Below are 17936 nucleotides of genomic sequence, written 5' to 3'. Positions count from 1 at the left end.
TTTTCAACAGAATATTCAGACTCCTATTTGTATTCAAGTTCTATTTTTCTTTATAATATGGATATATTTTAAAGGATTAAGCTATAATTCCTCATTACCTTCTGATATGCATGTAGAAAAAAGTCAAGATTCTAATAATTTTCCTTTTTTACTATAATTAGATTGATATATGCAGACTATTTGTTTGCTATAGTTCCTTATCACTTCTTGATATTATATGATATTTCACCACTGAAGACCTCTAAAATAACATTATTTAGGGACCTCCAATTATGTATAAAAGCGCTAACTTTATATACTTAAAATATAACATGTGTAACTTTTGACTAAGTTTGATAATTCGCCTTTAACTATTAGTTCTATATTAGGAGTGGATCTTATGGAAGGAAAAACATTGATAAAATATATTTTTTACTTTTTTTCTTATTTACTTGTTTATATACCCTCATTTCCAGTTATAGTTATTCTTAGTATGGCTGGTGCTTCTCCTGATGTAGAACATACTATACTAGAATGGATAATTACGATTTTTGAGTTATCTGTTACAATTTTAGGTGCTTGGTTTTTTAACTTTATTTTCAAAAATATTATAGGAATTAAGAAGAATACAAAATTCACCTGGACTATCTGTATTCTTCATTTAATTCTTATTCCTTGGACATGAAGACTTCTTCTTTATTATTAAGTTATCAATCTTTTTTATTAATAAAACTACATTTCAAATCCTGATTATTTAATCGTGTACTTGCATACTAAAAAAATAAATTCCTGTGTTTGTCTTAAACAAATATTCTTCATAACAGCATGCATAATAACCTCCTGGATCTAATTTAATCCAATAAACCTCATCTGGTTCTTGTTTGTATACATTTAATAACTGCTCTATTATAAATTCCTTCGGAGTCAATCCATGTAAATCATATCCGCACGGTATTTTCCCAAACCAAGAAGACTCTCCATTGGAATATTGGCAAATTAGGAATTCTTTTTTCCATTCTTTCAAGCGGATGAGTTCTAATGTGTCATTACTAGTAGCATATGTCGCCTTTTTGGCAAGTACAAAAATATTGTCCTCTTTATTTTCTGACATAATACTAAGCTCATAATAATTCCTCACGTATTCATCTGTATTTATATCTGCAAAATCACTTAAGATTTTATTAATTGTATTCATTTTTTACTCCTTTTAAACGTTGCTTTAAAATAAAGTTTAATCAAAAATCTCTTACCAAATTAGATTCTATGACTCACAAAAAAGAATCGATTTAAAAAAAAGATTGATTAGAATCAACTCTTTCTTTAGGATTGCATGAACAGTTTTCATAAAAAAATTTGTTCATTTTCTGTTCATGTTCCTAGAAAATATAAACTTTTGGTTGATTCATTCTAAAGAGATATTTCATACTGATATAACTTAATTCATAACTTTATACTTTTTAAAATTATACGACTTTCATTTAAAAATATAGCATTTAGAACTAACATAACCATCTATCGTTTAAGAGTTAGATGGTTATGTTAGTTATTGAAAAACTAATACAAACTTTCATTTTCTGTAAAAAGCAGCAAAACCATTCATGCACTTTGCGTCGAAAAAACAAAGTTATCAATAGAACCTATTACATATTATTTTTGATATACAATTATTTTATAAGTTCATAGATGTTACTACTGTTTTGAACTTTCTCTGACGTTAGCCAGAGTGAATAGCTTGTTCTATCTTTGTTGGATACAAATATATCAAATTTCTCGTTATGTAGTTCTTCTTTAAGAATCGTGACCACCTTTGTCAAATCCTCCATTACATCGGGATCATTTTTATACTCCATAGAACTGTCATTAAAAACTATCGTAGCTTCATATTTTGGGCATTTCCCTTCCTTCGGATGTGCACAAGTAATATCTTTAATTACAAAGCGGTCATTTTGAATTTCTTTTAATCTTTCAACGACTTTTGTTTGAGTTTCAATTAAATATGTCCAATAACCGCTTACTGTGTCTTTCATTGTTAGTAGAAGTTCTTCTTTCGTTATACCCTTTTGCACATCTTCGAAAGGAAGACCAATCGATTTACCATTATGATCCTCAATTTCAAGTTCTGTTATCTTTCTATTACTCTTTTGATTGAGTTGAAATAATGTATGTAAACGATCTAATTCTATAGTTTCAAATTGACTATAATCGATTTCCTTACTCATTTTTAAGGTTAATAACAACTCATCTGTTGGTTTTTCTGCTGCATTGTTATAATCTACTATATATTGAAGAACATTTTTATTTTCAGATTCCTCGTAACCTAACTTTTTCATTTCTTCAAGAATGGGTTTGAATTTCTTATATTCCTCGTATGTGTTTTTCCCATATTCGTATTCATCACCTTGTATTGTGGAATAGAAGATACCATTTACCTCTACTCGAAATTGAATATTTTTATTATCCTTTGCCTGAACAGTATGGTACGTATGTCCCATATTTCCTTCATGTATCCCGCCCCAATCTGTTACAACAACATCGAAACCATGTTTTTCTTTTATATATTTTTTCACCTGATCTTCATTTTCATAATTGCACCCACTCAAACATAAGAAACATAACACTAATAACCATACATTTTTCATTCTTTTCATATAACCCCTCATATCCCTTCCTTACATAAGAAACGTTCTCTGGTTGAATACTGTAAAAATATTAAAAGGTAAAGTAATCTTTTGAATAACGTACTTCATTCGTTCAATTATTTTCTCGCTAGCGCCAAGGTAGGTTACTCCATAATCTCGGCGGGAAAAATTACAAAAAACATTGAATTGCTGAGAATTTCAATTCTTAACATTAAATCAGATTTGCATCATAAATGTACATCCTCATTTACCAGGTATTTTCCTTTATTAAGTCTTTGTCTTATAAATAATTCTGCAATAATTAAATTTGGTACCCATGCTAACCAAGCAATAACAGTGTAACTAACTTCAAACTGTTGTAATCCAAATAGCAATACAAACAAAGGTAGCCAAATTCTTAATGTAACTGCCGCAAAGGTTAAAGAATAATTTCTAATCACCCAATTTTGATGGTCTTGAATTTTCTTATTCTTAACTCTATTTAATGCTTGATATGCTGATGTTAGCCAAAATACGGATAACAAACCGAGACCAAGCTTTGCTACCAATCCCCCATAGCGTAAAAGGATAAGTACAGTCCTGAAACGCCGCCTAATAATATATCAACCATATAGATTCTCCCAACTATTCGATGACGGTTAATATTCTTTCCTCTAAATTTTGTGGATAATGTAAACGGACCGATTACTAATGCTACTATACTAGTTGTAATATGTATAAATAACATTATATACCAAAAAACAATTAATTTAGATACAAACATAAACTTCATTTTGATAAGTCCTGTTTGAAATCCATCCATAATAAAATATTGGGCCACAACATAACTAGCTACTAAAATAGCTAAAAAAATGAATATAAACCAAATTTTACTGCCCCCTTGTTACATTTAGGGACATTTGATTATACATTACTGTTCATTCTAGGAAGGAATAGAAAAGCCTTATTTAATTATCTATTCAACATATTGTTTTTTCATTAAAACAACTCTAATTGAAGTCTATAAAAAATGAAATTAGATATATTGCAAACAAAAATCGAGTTGTGAATATCGATTCATCGTTAAAACAACAAAGAACCGCTTCAGCATATTTACCTGAAGCAGCTCTTGTTATCTCAAAAATGGTAATGGTGCTTGCTGAATTCCGTTTTGAGTTGAGATATAAAAAGATTTTGCGAATCCCTCACTGTGAATACATTCATCTATTAAAAGCATTATAGGAATCTTTTGTAAGTCTAACATTAGCTCCTTTCTAACATGTTCTGCTAAAGCAAGATTAGATATAGATAATATAAAAATTCCTGGTAAACTCTTCGTATTTTCGAAATTCAATAAATTATTTGGTCCATTTTGAATTTGCTCTTCCCAAATTTTCAATCGCGATTTTAAATGTTGTGCATACCGCTGACCTTGTTGTACCCTTTCAAATATGAAGTTTTGATTTCCAATCGGAGTTTTAATTTCTCCAACAGCAATTGGATTATAACCAGTACCAGTACCTTGTAACTTTGGATACCAGCACCAGTTTTTTAATAATTGTTGGCCTATTGCAAACTCATATTTTATTTGATTCATAGTGACAAATCTTTGTACCCCCACTACTCCAAGTTTTAACCACTGTTCTGGCTTCAAAGAATAGTTTGTGTTGCGATTATGGTAAGCCCACATCATTAAATGACCAGCAGTATTTAATGTAATTGGAGCAGAAGTTTTGGGTTGATCCGGAAATAGCCCCGATTTTATCTCCCATCGACTAACAAATCCATACAGTACCAGTTTTTTCAACGATTCTGAAACCTGTGACCTACTAATTTTAGATTCCAAAAAATTTTTGATTTGTGCTTCAGTAATCGCTAATGAATCCCAAATAAGCTTTAGTATTAAATTATCTTTTTCATTTATAAAACCTGAATTAATCCTGTCATAAATACTACGTAAATCTGTGAGTGGTTTGAATTTATCTGGAAGAATTGGTCCCCCCTGCAAAGAGGGGTCATCCCAAAGTGATAAAGATTGGTCCCTATTAAGCCAATATTGAACCGCCTTTCCATTCTCTTGTACGGAAACCTGCGACGCACTCATTAGTTATATAAAAACGCCGTTGGGTCGTTAACTTTTTTGCGCCCAAAAGGAAACTTAAAGATAACCCCCGACCCTCTCTCTTTTTCTACATCCACATTCACAATTCTCATACTAACTACTTCATCCAATACTGGCTGTTCGATTGTTTTAGGGACAATTCCTTTAATTGTGCAGCCTTGGTCCAATTCAACAAAAACTCCAAAACGCGGGTCAACATTTACAACTCGCCCTACAATTGTGTCCCCTTCAGCTAATTCAGATAACAACTGATAAGGATTTTCCACTGCCGCTTTCCTAGAAACGTGAATTAGTCGTTGTTCCGGATTAAATTGTAGAACCTTAACTGGGATGCGTTCACCAATAGGCGCATAGCGATCCACAGCGTTTTTATATACCCTTCCATAGTTTAATTCATGTAATTTCATGAAGCATTCCGCACCATTAATGCGTAAAAATATAGTAGGAACCTGAGCGTTCATGTTGTACCCTGTTACTTCTGCTTCGTAAGTTGGCTCTTGCAATTTTTCATCCTGCTCCAATTCTATTAATTCACGAATTAAAGCGTCTACCGATCTCCTACTTGCTTCTTTTACTGATACCTGAACTTTATTAACATCCAGTTCATCAGACATCTGAGTGATTACTACATTAAAAATATTACCTGTGAATTGTGTAATACTTCTAAAAGAATAATCTGAGAAGTCTTCTTTTTTACAAATACCTATAATCTTTCCGTTTTCAAGGGCGAACTCAGCATATTCAGTATCTGGATCATCTTTATCTTGTCTTTTAACCGTTCTCAATACTGCTTGAATTGGCTCTTTATATCTACGTAGTCCCTGTAGCTTTTCATAAGTTTTTGAATCCATAAAAATATCTCCTCTCCCTCGTTCAATATTTATAAAGTTCAAAAATAATACTTCTACTTGAATTATTGATACTTTTAGCTAAGAAACTAAGCTTTTTAGAAATATTTTCTAAAATTTATAATCTTGCTATTTTTCATATTTATAATCTCTATTATTCTTTCATTATTTTCAAAAGGTGAAACTCAGCAAGAAGCAAAAGAAGTTGTAAACGACATTATTACCGGTCCTAATGGAAAAACACTCTTAATCGTCGCTGTGGTATTTGTAATTGGAGGAATATTTATTGTTGGTAGTATTGTAAATAATGACTATGAACCAAATACACATCCAAGTATGCGAAACGATCGTACCCCTTTGAAGTGTGCTCATTATGGTGGCGAATGGGACACTGGCGGTCTTTTTGGAGAAGCTAAATGTGTTTATAATAAAACTGATGAATCGGATAATAGATAATATACATAAAGAAAAGGCTCCCATATAAGGGTGCCTTTTCTAATAGTTTTTTAGCAGAAGCAAGAAGCTCCAACAATAATTAATAATATGAACAATACAACTAATAAAGCAAATCCTCCTGCAAAGCCACAGCCGCCACCGCAGCTACCACCAAAGCCCATAATAATTCCTCCTTTAAAGAGTAGGAGAAAAATAAGGAGTCACTCATGTATTTTAATGGATTCAAATTACTTTATGTTTTTATGGATTAAATGAGCATGGCCTTTTGAAAATAAAAAAAAGACGCTATAAAGCGCCTCCCATTTGGGTAAATAAGAAGTAAGGTTTCTAAGATAACTGAAAAAATAGATCAGGTGCTTAGATTTTATCACGATTTTTTTCAGAATGAACATGCATTATTACATATCACAATAAATCCCTCTATTTTCCATTTGATAAAATACAATTCCAATATTGTTAATAATTAAATAAATATTTATATAAATTGAAAATATTTACAAAATTTATATAAGTGATACATTTAAGGTGCAAGTTATAAAAAATATTTAAGGGGGATTTATTATGTTTAAGAAATTAGTAGTAGGAACATTAGCAACTGGTATCGTATTAACTGGAGGGATTGGAGCAGCATCAGCAAGTACAGAAGGTGTAGATAATACTAAAAATTCAGCACCAATTGTCCAACGTACCCAAATACTTAAAGATGATTTCAGCCTGATAAATGGTGAAAGAGAAGTATCGTTCGAGCATGTAAAAAAAGCGGATATGAGAGTTCATATGACAAACAATACTAAAGGTACACTTGACTGGTCTTTAAAAGACTCAAAAGGTAATGTTATTGGTTCTGGATCGTTAGCAGCAGGAAAGGGTTTTACAAATACGTACAATACTCTTTCAAAAGGTAAATATAAGCTTAAAGTTACTCACAGAAATGGTGGTTCTGGATCGTTCTATGCAGCTGCTCGTACTTTAGACTAGTATACATAGAACCATTTTAAGCGTATTGCAGAAGAACGATCAGAGAGTTTGGGGATTAAGGAGTTTTGTCATAATATCATCGTTTGCAAATACAAAGTCACAAAATGCCTACCTAGGGAAATAGGTAGGCATTTTTAATGCAGAAAAAAGACACCCAAAGGTGCCTTTTACGCTGTAATAAATTTAAATACATAGTACATAAAGAATAACAAAGATAGACTTGCTAATCTGCCAGCAATTGATTCTTTCATAAATTTCATAAGTATCACTTTGACAATCAATGCTAAGAATAACGGTATAAACAGTACCATAGCAAGTTTGATAGCTAAGTCGTTTATAGTTGGATTAAACGCTTCAAAGTTAATAATGATATTCACTTATCCCTCTTTTTATCTATTTATATTTATAATTAGATTTATATTGTTTTGACTAATAAAGAGACGTTAATTTGAGAACCATTTATTTTTGGATTATAAGAGTACTCTCACATTTACGACAAGCGATCTTCTCTTCTTCAAAAATGAATAGATTCTCAGCATCACATTCTGGGCATACAACTGCAAATGGTGTTTTTATATTTTTATAGCATAGGAAAGAAAAGAATGCCATGATTAGAGCAGGTATAATAAGCATCATAATTAAGAATAGGCCCGCAAAAACGCCTGTAATTATGGAAAGTGGTTTCATTAGTTTTCTACCTACGGAGTTTACTTGATTATCCTTTTTACGAAAAGCAGTAACAAGGTAAGTTTGGGTTTCTTTTACTGGCTCAAATGCATTTACCGTATTGTAATCTTGTTCATCCATAGTGGGATAGGAAGTGTTTGGTCCTTGATATCCTCGTTGTATATAATAATTGTTTGACTCAGCTATTCGTGGTGTATACGAGATTCCAGTTCCAGGTACATAAGTTGTTGTTCTTGATTCAGGTGGAATGGAGTTCCCTTCCATACCTGTGTATGTAAAGTTAATTTTCACACCCGGGGAAAACTGGATAATTCTACGAAATTTATAACCCATAATATTGTATCCTCTCTATCTAATTAGTATAATTAGCAAATAATTATATTAAATTTTTAATATAATATTAATATATTAAGTTAAAATAAACTAATAAAAAAGAGTAATATTGAAGTTTACTAATTTAAGGCGTTTTAGGAGTCCATTTTCACATGAAAAAGACACCCTAAAACGCCTTTCTCCGACTTGAACCACTTTAATTTTAATAATATGTATTGGACGCCAATCCAAATATTATTTTATTACTTGCTACACATATTTACTTTTTCTTGGTACTTTACAATACTTTCTTTTATGGCCGGATTCTGTTCGGCATTTTTTAATTGTTCAAGGACATTTCTCGCGTCATCACAACTCATTTTTTCTCGTTCTTTATCCTCAAATGATTGTGCTTTCCTTTTTGCATACTCCAAACCTTCTCGTTCCTGGCGTTCTTCTCTTTCTTTAAGTTCTTTTTCAATCTTTTGCTCATTTTCCCATTCTTTTTGAACGTGTTCACATGTTATTCCAACTTCTGGCGAACCGCAAAGTTCAGGTTCTTCTTTCTTTTGTTGCTTCACTTCACGTTGCTTTTGCGCTTGTTGTTTACGGGCTTGTTCCTGCTCTTGACGTTGTTGTTCTTCTTTCTCTTCTCTTTCTGCTTGTTCTTGCTTCGCTTTTTCTTCTGCCTGTCTTTGAGCTTCTGCTTCTTGTTTTGCTTTCTCTTCTTCCTCTTTTTTAACTTCTGCTTCTTGACGTTGCTGTTCTTCTTGCTTCGCCTTTTCTTCCGCCATCTTAGCTTTTTCTGCTTCTTTTTGTATTTTCTCTTCAGCTTTAGAGTCATTAGCTGTACTTGCGTTTTCGTTAGATGAGCATGCTGCCAATCCTATAATTAAAACGCAGCTTGTTAGTGCGAGTAATAGTTTATTGTTCATAATATGTATCCTCCGGTGTCTAAAATGTAAGATTACCTGAACTATGATAACAAACTATTAATCGTTATATTGTCATATTATGTCGAAAATGTGCAAAAAAAGACACACTAAGGTGCCTTACGAGTTGAACCACTTTAAATTAATGATACATATTAGGGGTCACGTCATCAAAAGTAAAACGGCCACTAGTGGCGGGCGTCTTTTTAAATTTTTTAAAGTTTATTTTTTTGTTGTAATCATTATGATAAAGGTAATTATTTAAAGAAGTTGATGAGAAAATTTAAAAGATTTTTATAGGCATATGTTTTTAAAAAACCTTAAAGAAATATGTATTGTATAATGGAAACAAGCCCATCGTATTGGCGTACGAAAGGCTTGAAGGGTGGTGAATCTACAATGGATGCAGACACTGTTATAGCAATTGGAACATTGCTATTAGTTGTTATTGGAATTGTTCAATTAAGTCAAAAAGAAAACAAATAGTTATGATAAAAGCTTTTCAGTATTGGCGTACTGAGGAGCTTTTTTCATATTTATCTTTACTTAAATCATATCATGCTATGCATCTTAACTACAAGAATATGAAAGGGGGCAACGTTCGTCATTAAATAATTTATATTAGGTAAATTCCATAAAGAAAAGACACCCTAAGGTGCCTTCCTCGGCTTAATAACCGTATTTTATTTTCCTCGTAGACTCTGTTCATATGCTTTAACTTCATTAGTTGATCCGAATGTTTTCAAGTCAAATATTTTGTTGCCATCAACACATACTACTAATAATCCATCTTTAGCTTGAATAACACTTCCAACATTGCCCTTTTTTAGAGAAATACTAAAAGGATGATCTACATTCATCGTTTTTTTCTTCTCTACATATTGATTAAATTCCATGCCAACTGGGAATGCCTCTTTTAATTGTTGAAGAGTATACTCAGTTGTAGTTGGCGGATCACTTTTAGGCTTTTCTTGTTCTTGTTCTGGTTGTTCTTGCGGTTTAGGTGTTTCTTGACTCGGCTGTGTCGTTTTTTGAAGTGACCTAGTTTGCTCTTTTTCATAGGAGTCTACTTTAGATTTCAACTCTTTGATTTGTGTTTTTAATTCTTGCTGTTCATTAAAGTGTTGATCGATAAGTTTATCCATATCTTTTTGTGAATACTTAGGTTTCATATCTTCTGATTTGGAATCTTTAAAAATAGCTACGGAAGCAATGATAGCTACTAGTACAGCGATAATTCCAATGATTAGTTTTTTATTCATTTATGTTCCTCCTAAAATACAATGATATTATTATATAACAATTAAGCGTTTATAGGTAGAAAAAAAGACACCCTAAGGTGCCTTCTTCTGACTTGGACTATCTTGTATTAATGCCGTTACTATTAATAAATTAAATTATAAAAATAATTTGTTATACTTCTATGTACCCTAGCTGATATAATGTATAAGGCAATTATTGGTTAATTAAAGGTACATATATATTAGGAGGTACATAAGTAATGATAGATATAATATTCTCATTCTTCTTAGTGGTTACTTATTTCATTATTTATCTCTTTTCAAGTGGAGAAAAGAAACAACAAGCAAAAGAAAATCTAAAAGAAGTTATTACAGGTGCGGATGGTAAACTCCTATTAGTTACTGTTATGGGAATTCTAATCATGGTAATCTGGTTATATTTTTATGGTTTAGGTTTATGAATATAAACTAAAATCATATCCAAGTATACGAGATAATGGTTCACCTGGGAAGTATGCGTATTATGGTGGAGAATAGGACACTGGCGATCTTTTTGGAGAAGCTAAATGTGTTTATAATAAAATTGATGAATCGGATAATAGGTAGTATATAAAGGTCTTATCTTTTTTATAGGAAGATAAGGCTTTTTTATGCATAAAGAAAAGACACCCAAAGGTGCCTTTCTCCGACTTGAACCATCTTAATTTTAATAATATGTATTGGATCCCCATCCGAATATTGTTTCACCGTATTTATCCATATCTTTAATTAGAAAAAAAGAACAGTATAGTATCTTATTACTGTTTGTTCATAGCCTTTATCTGTTCTTCATAAACATATTTAGTAGTCATGAAGTCATTAGGGAAGTCGTTGATCACTTTCTTCATAACGTTTAGTTCTTCCTGAGATTTGAGTTCAATACCATTTAGATAATCAAACGCCTTAGATTGTTCATCTGCTACATAATTCTGTGTCATGTAATCATCTGGGAAGTCTTTCTTTGCTTTTTCTTTGACGGCATTCATAGCAGCTGTTTTATCGATATTTTTTATAGGATTTGTAAATCCCGATGCAGATTGTTGAACATCTTGTTTAGGTTGTTCTTTCTTTTCTGGTTGAGCTTGAATATCTTGTTTAGGCTGTTCCTTCTTTTCTGGTTGAATTTGAACATTTTGTTTGGGTTGTTCTTGTTTTGTTTCTTTTTTGGGTTCGATTGGAGTTGTTGTAGCTTCTTCTTTAGTTTTTTTTCCGCCAACAACAACAATTACGACAACGGCAATGATAAACCAAAACCACCACTTTGTATAAAATGAGTTTTGCATAATTTGTTTCCTCCGATTATAGGGAATGTAGAATTTCTCCTCCAAGCATAACAAATCCAGTAATAACTGTTTTGTTGTATCATGTCGACGAAAATAAAAAAGAGAGCAATAGCTCTCACTCTCAATTAATAGTAACCAAAGATGCTTCAATGATGTATCGCTCAGGTGCATCCCCAATATAGTTAAATGGATAACATGTAGTTAGTGTTAATGTTGGTTTATCTCTTGCGATAATTACGGTACGATCATTCGCATCTGTAATCCAGTGTTTTTGAATTTGATAAGTATATATTTTTTTATCATACTCAACTAAAATATAGTCATTTTCTTGTAAATCTCCTAAATTAGTAAATACCGTATCACGATGTCCACTTAAAACAGTATGTCCATTTCCAGAAGGAGTGGTTGTAATGTCACTAACAAACATTCCTACTCCTTTTTTTAAAGTTTTAGCATCAGCACCCCAGTAAACTTGATATTTCTGTTTAGTTTTCGGTATAACCATGTAGGCAATTTGTTCTCCTATTTGATGTTGAACTTGAGAAGCTGGGATTTGTTTTGGTGATTCTGGTAATGGTTCACTAGTATTTGTAAGATTAGGTTCTTGATTTGGTAGAACATGTTGGGAGTGTTCTTTATGTGCTTCATTTTTGACATCTTGTTTATCATTAGTAACAGGTTGTATATCTTTATATTGTTGAATTTCAGTACTTGTTAAGGCTTCAACAGTTTTTCTTGCGTCATACCAATCTATAAAGTAATAAACAAAAGTAAAAGAGCCGATAGTAATTAATAAAGCTCCCAACCAAACAAGTTTGTTCAAACTTATCACTCCACATTAAAAACGACAGGAATATTCCTGCCGTTTTTAGGTATTAGTTTAGGCATTCGTTTTTTTACGACGGAATACAAGAACTGAACCTGCTAATACTAAAGCAGCGCTTGCTAGCATCATCGTAACACCGTTTGATGCTGTATTAGGTAATTTTTCACCTTGTTTTTTTGTTTCATTCTTTACAGCTGTTTGTTTAGTTTGCTCTTGTTTATTGTTAGTTGCTTGGTTGTTTTGTTGTGTATTTTCTTGTTTTACAGGTTCTTTTTTAGTATCTTCCTGTTTAACTGGTTCTTGTGGTTTTGTTTCATCCTTTTTCGTAGTTTGTTTGCTAGCTACAAATTGATCGTAGTCCCCTTTTTTCACTTCACAAGGTAAGCCATCATTGTCACGATCTAAGTCATGAGGATCGTTAGTTGCACTGTATCCATTGCTGTGCCAGAATTCCATAACCTCCTGTTTGTTTTTAAAGTGACCGCAATCCTTGTCGTTTGGATTTTTTTCTGCAAATGCAGCAGAACTGTACCCCACTGTTAATAGTGTTACCGCTGTTGCTGAAGCTAATAATTTTTTCATGATTTTCCCCATCTCCCTAAATGGTATGTATTTACATCGGAAATTTTCACATTTAAAAACTTTAAAATATAAGAATATTATGTAGATAAATGTAAGATTTCTATATGATAATAGCAAGCTATTTATTCGCATGTTGTCATATTATGTCGAAGGTAAATAAAAAAAACACCCTAAGGTGCCTTCCTCCGGCTTGAACCATCTTAAATTTAATAATAAATATTGATATTTTTATATATATGAATTAAAATCGTAATGTCTAAAAATTGAGGAGGCTTATATGAAAAATCCATTCTACTCGAGACGTAAGTTTCGCTGTATTGCTGTAGTTTGTATATTTGCTTTTACCCAGGCATTAATTTTAAACTGCGGCTTACACTTTCTAGGGTTTGTACCTTACATCATATTATTTTGTTCACCTGTGTACTTTATATTTAAGTGTAAGAAAGAAAAAAATAAGTGTGTTGAATTAGTATGCAATCAATATAATCAAGAAAGATTCGCAGAGATGGAGGTATACCATCCAAATTTAGAATGGGGATTTCTTGTTTTAACAAAGCAAGCGCTGTTTTTTGTTCCCAAAAAAGGGGGTATCTGGTCTATTAATTTAGACGAAATATCTCGTTATGGAATGGATGGTATTGGGACTGGAGTATTCAATTCAACAACTTCGTCACTTACTGGGGACACTACTACAAGAGAAGATGTAAATCGTATATTTTATGTGTATAAGGGTAAAGAGTGTTACTATTGGTATACTAACAAAAATGAATTAATGTTTGAAAATATGCAGATATTATTTGGAACACATACTAGTCAATTAAAAAGTAATTACTAAGTGAATTTAATGCAAATGCAATTATATATAATTAATTTTGTATTTTGATTTAAATTATTTTTTATATTTCCCCCTCAGAAATGAGGGGTTTTTGAGCTATATCTTTTCGGAAAATAATAAAAAAGACACCCTAAGGTGCCTTCCTCCGACTTGAACCACTTTAATAATATGTATTGGACTCCCATCTGATTTCCACTTCACTATAAAAAATGTAATCATTTTGATTTAAAATTACATTTTATGAACTTCACCAGTATTAGAATTCACATTGAACCAACCATAAGTTGCTGTATGTCCGCCTTCTTCGTCTGACACAATTTGATATACATGTATGACATACTCTTCACCTTCAACGCCTTCGTATTGGCAGTAAACTTTAGGATTGTTGGTAATGTTTAAAGTTTTTCTAACTTTGTTTTCTGCATCTGTAGGAGAGAGCTTTTGTTTGCTGCTTTGAGCGGTTTGCTTTTGCTGTTCTTTTGCTTGTTGTTGCTTCTTTTGCTCCGCTGCTTTTTTCTGCTCTTCTTGTCGTTTTTCTTCTTCCACTGCTGCATTTTTCTCTTTTTCCAGCTTCTCTAACTGTTCCGTTACCTTTTGATTTTGTTCCGTGAACATTTTATCTGAAGTTGTTTCTTGTTGTACTTTTGTCAATATTACCTTTGATTCATCAAATTTCTTTTCGCTTAGAAGGTCTTGAGCTGTTTGTAATTCTTTATTGTAATTCTCACGTTTATCTTTATATTGAGTGAGTGTTTCTTTCTCCTTCTTCGCCTCATTTTTCACCGTCTCTAAACCGTCTTTCATGGTTGAAACTTGGTCGAATAACTTAATTGCATTGTCGATGTCGAGTTTTTCTTTTGCAATCAGCGCTTTTTCCATTTTGGATGCTTGCTTTTGCAAAGTTTGAACTTCCTCGTCCTTTTTTTCTTTTAATGCAATTTCAAATGAAGCATTTGCATTTGTATATTCCTTATTTGCCAGTGCTAATTTTCCCTGTTCTACCGCTTTATCGAATGTTTCGTTACTACAACCGAATAATAAGGTTGCGATTAATAAAATAGAAAAACTCATCAAGAATTTTTTCAAATTTCTCCCGCCTTTTTATATGTATTTTCCTTATATAAGGATAAATAAATTAAATGTCGATGATTCGCTGCATCTTCTTTTTCTTCGCAGCCAGTCATCATAATCATAGCTAGCAATAGACTATATGCAGCGAAATACTGTTTTTAAACTTCGTAAAAATCTTATGTTTCAACATGGTGTATCCTCCCTGATTGTATGATTACAATGAAATCATTTAATATTATAATATTTTTATATAAAATGAACCATATCATTTTATTAAAAAATGCGATGTATGTAAAAAAATTGGTGGTAATCCTATTGTAGGTTGGGAATATAAATGGGACGCATCAAATCATCAAGAAGGGACTTTTGAATATCAAAAGACTTCAATAAACTATCCAAGAGATACGTGGCGCACTTCGTTATATATTAAATAATTAGTTATATATATTCGTAGCATGATAATCCCTTCACAATGTGTGGGGATTTTTTCATAAAAAAAAGACACCCTAAGGTGCCTTCCTCCGACTTGAACCACGTTCATTTAGTATAAACCTATCCGTATTATCCCTTTGTTATACGTGTAAACACATCCTATAAAACAGAATCGTCTATATACACCAGATTGCTAGTTCACAAAATATCAAGAGATTTGAAATCAATATGTTACGTCTTTCAAAAGAATCTGCTTTATAGAATGTATCTACAATATATATTTTACTACATGTAATATTTATATAGTGTATTTTTTTACAAATATGTATAATTGTATAAAGTTTACAAGAAAAATAGAGTATACTTTGGTATTGTGTAATAAAGATATAGCCCACCTCCGGAAATAGATGGGCTTGTTTATGTAATGTAGAATAGATTCAATGTATACTGTGAGGGGGGTCAGTAGGTATTAATCATAGCGCCAAACTTTGTTCATATTTCTCTACATCTTCCATAGTTTTAAATATTAATACATCAAAAATTCTTTTTTCATTCCCACATACGACAACAAAACCATCCGTTGCTTCCAAAACCCTACCGACGACGCCATCCGTAAGTTTAATACTGGTGAGATGTTTTACGTTCAGTTTTTCTTCTTTTTGAATATAAGGGATCACCTTACATGCCCATCAACTTAAGAAAACAAATCCACCCCAAAACGAAAAAATGAGCTTTTTCATTACAAATTAGCAAAAAATCTTGTTCTGGGGGTAGTTGCATTTTCTTAGCTTGATAGCAATGGGGTGGTACCCCTACTTGGCTAGAAAAAAACTTATAAAATATAAGGTAATAAACAAAAAAACCTACCAATATGAGGTGAACCCGAATATTGGTACATGAAAAAAAACACCTCCTGAATTCACATACTAAATATGCAAATTCAATGGAGGTGTTTTTTTTTCATCTCCCCTCTTCCAGTCGCTAACATTTAAAATACAGAAAGCCTTCCTTTGTTTTACTTTCGATATTGTAGAGAGATAAAACTTTTATAACAATTGAAGATTTTAGTAAAGTAACTTTGAATATATTTTTCATATAAAAATATTCCTTAACATACAATTTTCTTTTTTGGGTCGCGTGCTCCCTATAAGTTCTTGAACTAAATAACATTACCCTCCAAATGCTTTAGTATCAATATTGTTCTTATTAAGGAAATTTTCTATTTTTTTCTGCTCTCTTCCATTCACTACATCGACTTGATCAATTATTGGTTTCTTTGGAAGATCTCCGTTACTTACGTCATCTATAAAATGATCAAGTCTTTCATCTAGTTTATAAAGGGTCTCATTTAAAGCTGTGATGTACTGGCTAATTCTTTTAGATTCTTCTTGATAGCTTTCGGGCAATGTATTATTTAAAATATAGTTAGAAAAATTTTTATCATTTTCTTTTAGAAGCTTGTAAATTTGGCCTAATTTCTCTAATTCATTTCCTTGCAATTTTTTTTCTTCGTCTATAATCTCTTGAAATGGTTCACTAGCATTAGATAACTCTTCATAGCTATCCAAGTATGTTTTTATACTTGATTTTATTTCTTCTTCGTCTATTATTCTATTTTGTTTTTCAGAGGTAAAAATATTACTAGAAATCTCTACGTTTTGCATAGGAGGCATTTCATCTTTTGTAGTATCAACATTTTCATTTTCCTTTTGTGAACATGCGCTTAATATAAAAAGAATAAAGGCGCTATAAAAAATCTTTCTCATCATAGTTTATTCCCCCTGGCAATTAACATATTCCATCTCAAGTATTTAATGAATAGTCTAAAAAAAGACTTCCCAATATAATACCCTAGGAATGCTAAAATAGAACCCACGATAACCCCTTTTATAGAATCGAAAACTTCTCCAACTCCAATTGTACTAAATCCATTAACAAATCCCATTATAATTAAAATCAATGGAGACAGAATCATGATAGGGACACTGATGATATAAGCTAATATAAATGGTGTCAATATTACCAGTGTAATTAAACTCACTATAATAATAATACAATTTATTAAACTTAATCCCATAATTGACAACATTGCTGTAAGCATATTTTTAATATTTTTATGCTCGTCAACCTTCTTAATAGAATAAATTGCATTTAATTCTTTAGCAATCTCTACAGGATTTCCTAATTCTTTAGAGATTTCCTCTTCACTTTTATTTGTATGTTTTCCCTCAGTAAAGTGAATAAGATATTCAGCTATTATATCCTTTTTTTCTTTTTCAGGCATAAACTTCAAACTATTTTTGAGTATTTTCAAAAAATTCTTCTGGTTCAAGTTTATCATTCTCCTCGATAAAGCGATTAATTATTAGGAAAAACTCATTCCATTCAAATTTCAAATCTTCAAGTTTATCAACCCCATCCTTTGTGATTGTGTAGTATTTTCTAAATGGTCCTTCTGTTGATTCTTGATGATAGGTAGTTAGATGTTTTTCTTTGACTAGTCTTCTTAATATTGGATAAACAGTGCCTTCAGATATGACAATTTTACTCGATATTTTTTTTACTAATGCATATCCATATTCATCCCTTTTATTTATTATCAATAAGACTATTAACTCAAGTACGCCTTTTTTAAACTGAGCATTCATACTTTATCACCAGCATTTTTAATTATTTCTAATCGAAATATTCTAAT

The 17936-nt window shown here is 31.6% G+C and carries 22 protein-coding genes and 3 pseudogenes; 7 read left to right on the top strand and 18 right to left on the bottom strand.

The window, feature by feature from the left end; genetic code table 11:
- Positions 1-379: 379 nt before the first annotated feature.
- On the top strand, positions 380-664 hold the full coding sequence (locus tag ACO6VI_RS22255; RefSeq protein WP_161520254.1) for a hypothetical protein: 285 nt from the start codon (positions 380-382) through the stop codon (positions 662-664).
- Between the two features lie 69 nt (positions 665-733).
- Here the strand turns inward: ACO6VI_RS22255 and ACO6VI_RS22250 are convergent, their stop codons facing one another.
- The 5 genes and pseudogenes from ACO6VI_RS22250 to ACO6VI_RS22230 all read right to left on the bottom strand — a co-directional run bounded on the left by ACO6VI_RS22250 (position 734) and on the right by ACO6VI_RS22230 (position 5570).
- Complete coding sequence (locus ACO6VI_RS22250) at positions 734-1174, bottom strand: hypothetical protein (RefSeq protein ID WP_161520253.1); 441 nt, start codon at positions 1172-1174, stop codon at positions 734-736.
- 469 nt (positions 1175-1643) lie between these two features.
- Complete coding sequence (locus ACO6VI_RS22245; RefSeq protein WP_161520252.1) at positions 1644-2627, bottom strand: hypothetical protein; 984 nt, start codon at positions 2625-2627, stop codon at positions 1644-1646.
- A 218-nt stretch (positions 2628-2845) separates the two neighbouring features.
- Positions 2846-3420: pseudogene (locus ACO6VI_RS22240) on the bottom strand (DUF2306 domain-containing protein).
- A 309-nt stretch (positions 3421-3729) separates the two neighbouring features.
- Positions 3730-4701 carry a hypothetical protein gene (locus ACO6VI_RS22235; RefSeq protein WP_161520251.1) on the bottom strand — a complete coding sequence of 324 codons (972 nt, stop codon included), beginning with the start codon at positions 4699-4701 and terminating at the stop codon, positions 3730-3732.
- On the bottom strand, positions 4701-5570 hold the full coding sequence (locus ACO6VI_RS22230; protein ID WP_161520250.1) for an RNA-binding protein: 870 nt from the start codon (positions 5568-5570) through the stop codon (positions 4701-4703). Before ACO6VI_RS22230 ends, ACO6VI_RS22235 begins: the two co-directional genes overlap by 1 nt.
- A 123-nt stretch (positions 5571-5693) precedes the next feature.
- On the opposite strand from ACO6VI_RS22230, the gene ACO6VI_RS22225 reads away from it, so the two are divergent.
- The gene (locus ACO6VI_RS22225; RefSeq protein WP_161520249.1) at positions 5694-6023 is read left to right on the top strand and encodes a hypothetical protein; all 330 of its coding nucleotides are present in this window, start codon (positions 5694-5696) and stop codon (positions 6021-6023) included.
- 50 nt (positions 6024-6073) lie between these two features.
- Here the strand turns inward: ACO6VI_RS22225 and ACO6VI_RS22220 are convergent, their stop codons facing one another.
- Positions 6074-6184, bottom strand: coding sequence for a YjcZ family sporulation protein (locus ACO6VI_RS22220; RefSeq protein WP_000505681.1), 111 nt, complete (start codon positions 6182-6184; stop codon positions 6074-6076).
- A 400-nt stretch (positions 6185-6584) separates the two neighbouring features.
- Here ACO6VI_RS22220 and ACO6VI_RS22215 point away from each other — a divergent pair, with 400 nt between their 5' ends.
- Positions 6585-7001: a hypothetical protein gene (locus ACO6VI_RS22215; protein WP_149214632.1), complete on the top strand. Its 417-nt coding sequence runs from the start codon at positions 6585-6587 to the stop codon at positions 6999-7001.
- A 167-nt stretch (positions 7002-7168) separates the two neighbouring features.
- Here the strand turns inward: ACO6VI_RS22215 and ACO6VI_RS22210 are convergent, their stop codons facing one another.
- The 3 genes from ACO6VI_RS22210 to ACO6VI_RS22200 all read right to left on the bottom strand — a co-directional run bounded on the left by ACO6VI_RS22210 (position 7169) and on the right by ACO6VI_RS22200 (position 8935).
- Positions 7169-7378, bottom strand: coding sequence for a hypothetical protein (locus tag ACO6VI_RS22210; protein WP_001021325.1), 210 nt, complete (start codon positions 7376-7378; stop codon positions 7169-7171).
- An 82-nt stretch (positions 7379-7460) separates the two neighbouring features.
- Positions 7461-8021 (bottom strand): DUF4236 domain-containing protein, encoded by a 561-nt coding sequence (locus ACO6VI_RS22205; RefSeq protein ID WP_065212549.1) that lies wholly within the window; start codon positions 8019-8021, stop codon positions 7461-7463.
- Between the two features lie 242 nt (positions 8022-8263).
- On the bottom strand, positions 8264-8935 hold the full coding sequence (locus ACO6VI_RS22200) for a hypothetical protein (RefSeq protein WP_098529577.1): 672 nt from the start codon (positions 8933-8935) through the stop codon (positions 8264-8266).
- Between the two features lie 339 nt (positions 8936-9274).
- Between ACO6VI_RS22200 and ACO6VI_RS22195 the strand changes: the two genes are divergently transcribed.
- A complete protein-coding gene (locus ACO6VI_RS22195) occupies positions 9275-9418 on the top strand; it encodes a hypothetical protein (RefSeq protein ID WP_161520248.1) in 144 nt (47 codons plus the stop codon).
- Between the two features lie 197 nt (positions 9419-9615).
- Here ACO6VI_RS22195 and ACO6VI_RS22190 read toward each other — a convergent pair whose 3' ends face one another.
- Positions 9616-10194, bottom strand: coding sequence for a hypothetical protein (locus ACO6VI_RS22190; protein ID WP_071732377.1), 579 nt, complete (start codon positions 10192-10194; stop codon positions 9616-9618).
- Positions 10195-10433: 239 nt separating this feature from the next.
- On the opposite strand from ACO6VI_RS22190, the gene ACO6VI_RS22185 reads away from it, so the two are divergent.
- Positions 10434-10634: a hypothetical protein gene (locus ACO6VI_RS22185; RefSeq protein WP_000565399.1), complete on the top strand. Its 201-nt coding sequence runs from the start codon at positions 10434-10436 to the stop codon at positions 10632-10634.
- Between the two features lie 336 nt (positions 10635-10970).
- Here ACO6VI_RS22185 and ACO6VI_RS22180 read toward each other — a convergent pair whose 3' ends face one another.
- The 3 genes from ACO6VI_RS22180 to ACO6VI_RS22170 all read right to left on the bottom strand — a co-directional run bounded on the left by ACO6VI_RS22180 (position 10971) and on the right by ACO6VI_RS22170 (position 12903).
- The gene (locus ACO6VI_RS22180) at positions 10971-11495 is read right to left on the bottom strand and encodes a hypothetical protein (protein WP_422424094.1); all 525 of its coding nucleotides are present in this window, start codon (positions 11493-11495) and stop codon (positions 10971-10973) included.
- A 121-nt stretch (positions 11496-11616) separates the two neighbouring features.
- Positions 11617-12318: a class D sortase gene (locus ACO6VI_RS22175; protein ID WP_161520245.1), complete on the bottom strand. Its 702-nt coding sequence runs from the start codon at positions 12316-12318 to the stop codon at positions 11617-11619.
- Positions 12319-12375: 57 nt separating this feature from the next.
- Entirely contained in the window at positions 12376-12903 is a 528-nt protein-coding gene (locus ACO6VI_RS22170; protein WP_065212552.1) for an excalibur calcium-binding domain-containing protein, read from the bottom strand.
- A gap of 277 nt (positions 12904-13180) precedes the next feature.
- On the opposite strand from ACO6VI_RS22170, the gene ACO6VI_RS22165 reads away from it, so the two are divergent.
- Positions 13181-13738, top strand: a complete 558-nt coding sequence (locus ACO6VI_RS22165) for a hypothetical protein (protein WP_098562633.1) — start codon at positions 13181-13183, stop codon at positions 13736-13738.
- A gap of 231 nt (positions 13739-13969) precedes the next feature.
- Here the strand turns inward: ACO6VI_RS22165 and ACO6VI_RS22160 are convergent, their stop codons facing one another.
- The gene (locus ACO6VI_RS22160) at positions 13970-14824 is read right to left on the bottom strand and encodes a hypothetical protein (RefSeq protein WP_098818821.1); all 855 of its coding nucleotides are present in this window, start codon (positions 14822-14824) and stop codon (positions 13970-13972) included.
- A 284-nt stretch (positions 14825-15108) separates the two neighbouring features.
- On the opposite strand from ACO6VI_RS22160, the pseudogene ACO6VI_RS22155 reads away from it, so the two are divergent.
- A pseudogene (locus ACO6VI_RS22155) lies at positions 15109-15243 on the top strand (DUF4879 domain-containing protein); the annotation flags it as partial.
- Positions 15244-15714: 471 nt separating this feature from the next.
- On the opposite strand, the pseudogene ACO6VI_RS22150 reads toward ACO6VI_RS22155, so the two are convergent.
- The 4 genes and pseudogenes from ACO6VI_RS22150 to ACO6VI_RS22135 form a co-directional block, all read right to left on the bottom strand.
- Positions 15715-15918, bottom strand: a pseudogene (locus ACO6VI_RS22150) (hypothetical protein); the annotation flags it as partial.
- A gap of 492 nt (positions 15919-16410) precedes the next feature.
- Complete coding sequence (locus ACO6VI_RS22145) at positions 16411-17010, bottom strand: NDxxF motif lipoprotein (RefSeq protein ID WP_086396669.1); 600 nt, start codon at positions 17008-17010, stop codon at positions 16411-16413.
- On the bottom strand, positions 17007-17582 hold the full coding sequence (locus ACO6VI_RS22140; protein ID WP_098818864.1) for an HAAS signaling domain-containing protein: 576 nt from the start codon (positions 17580-17582) through the stop codon (positions 17007-17009). The genes ACO6VI_RS22145 and ACO6VI_RS22140 overlap by 4 nt, the downstream gene beginning before the upstream one ends.
- Positions 17536-17889: a PadR family transcriptional regulator gene (locus ACO6VI_RS22135; protein WP_098818863.1), complete on the bottom strand. Its 354-nt coding sequence runs from the start codon at positions 17887-17889 to the stop codon at positions 17536-17538. Before ACO6VI_RS22135 ends, ACO6VI_RS22140 begins: the two co-directional genes overlap by 47 nt.
- Positions 17890-17936 lie beyond the last annotated feature (47 nt).

The sequence above is a fragment of the Bacillus sp. PSXD-155 genome (assembly GCF_049310765.1).
GTDB classification, from domain to species: Bacteria; Bacillota; Bacilli; order Bacillales; family Bacillaceae_G; genus Bacillus_A; species Bacillus_A cereus.
Note: the sequence above shows the minus strand (reverse complement) of the source record. Positions and strands in the feature narration are given on the sequence as shown.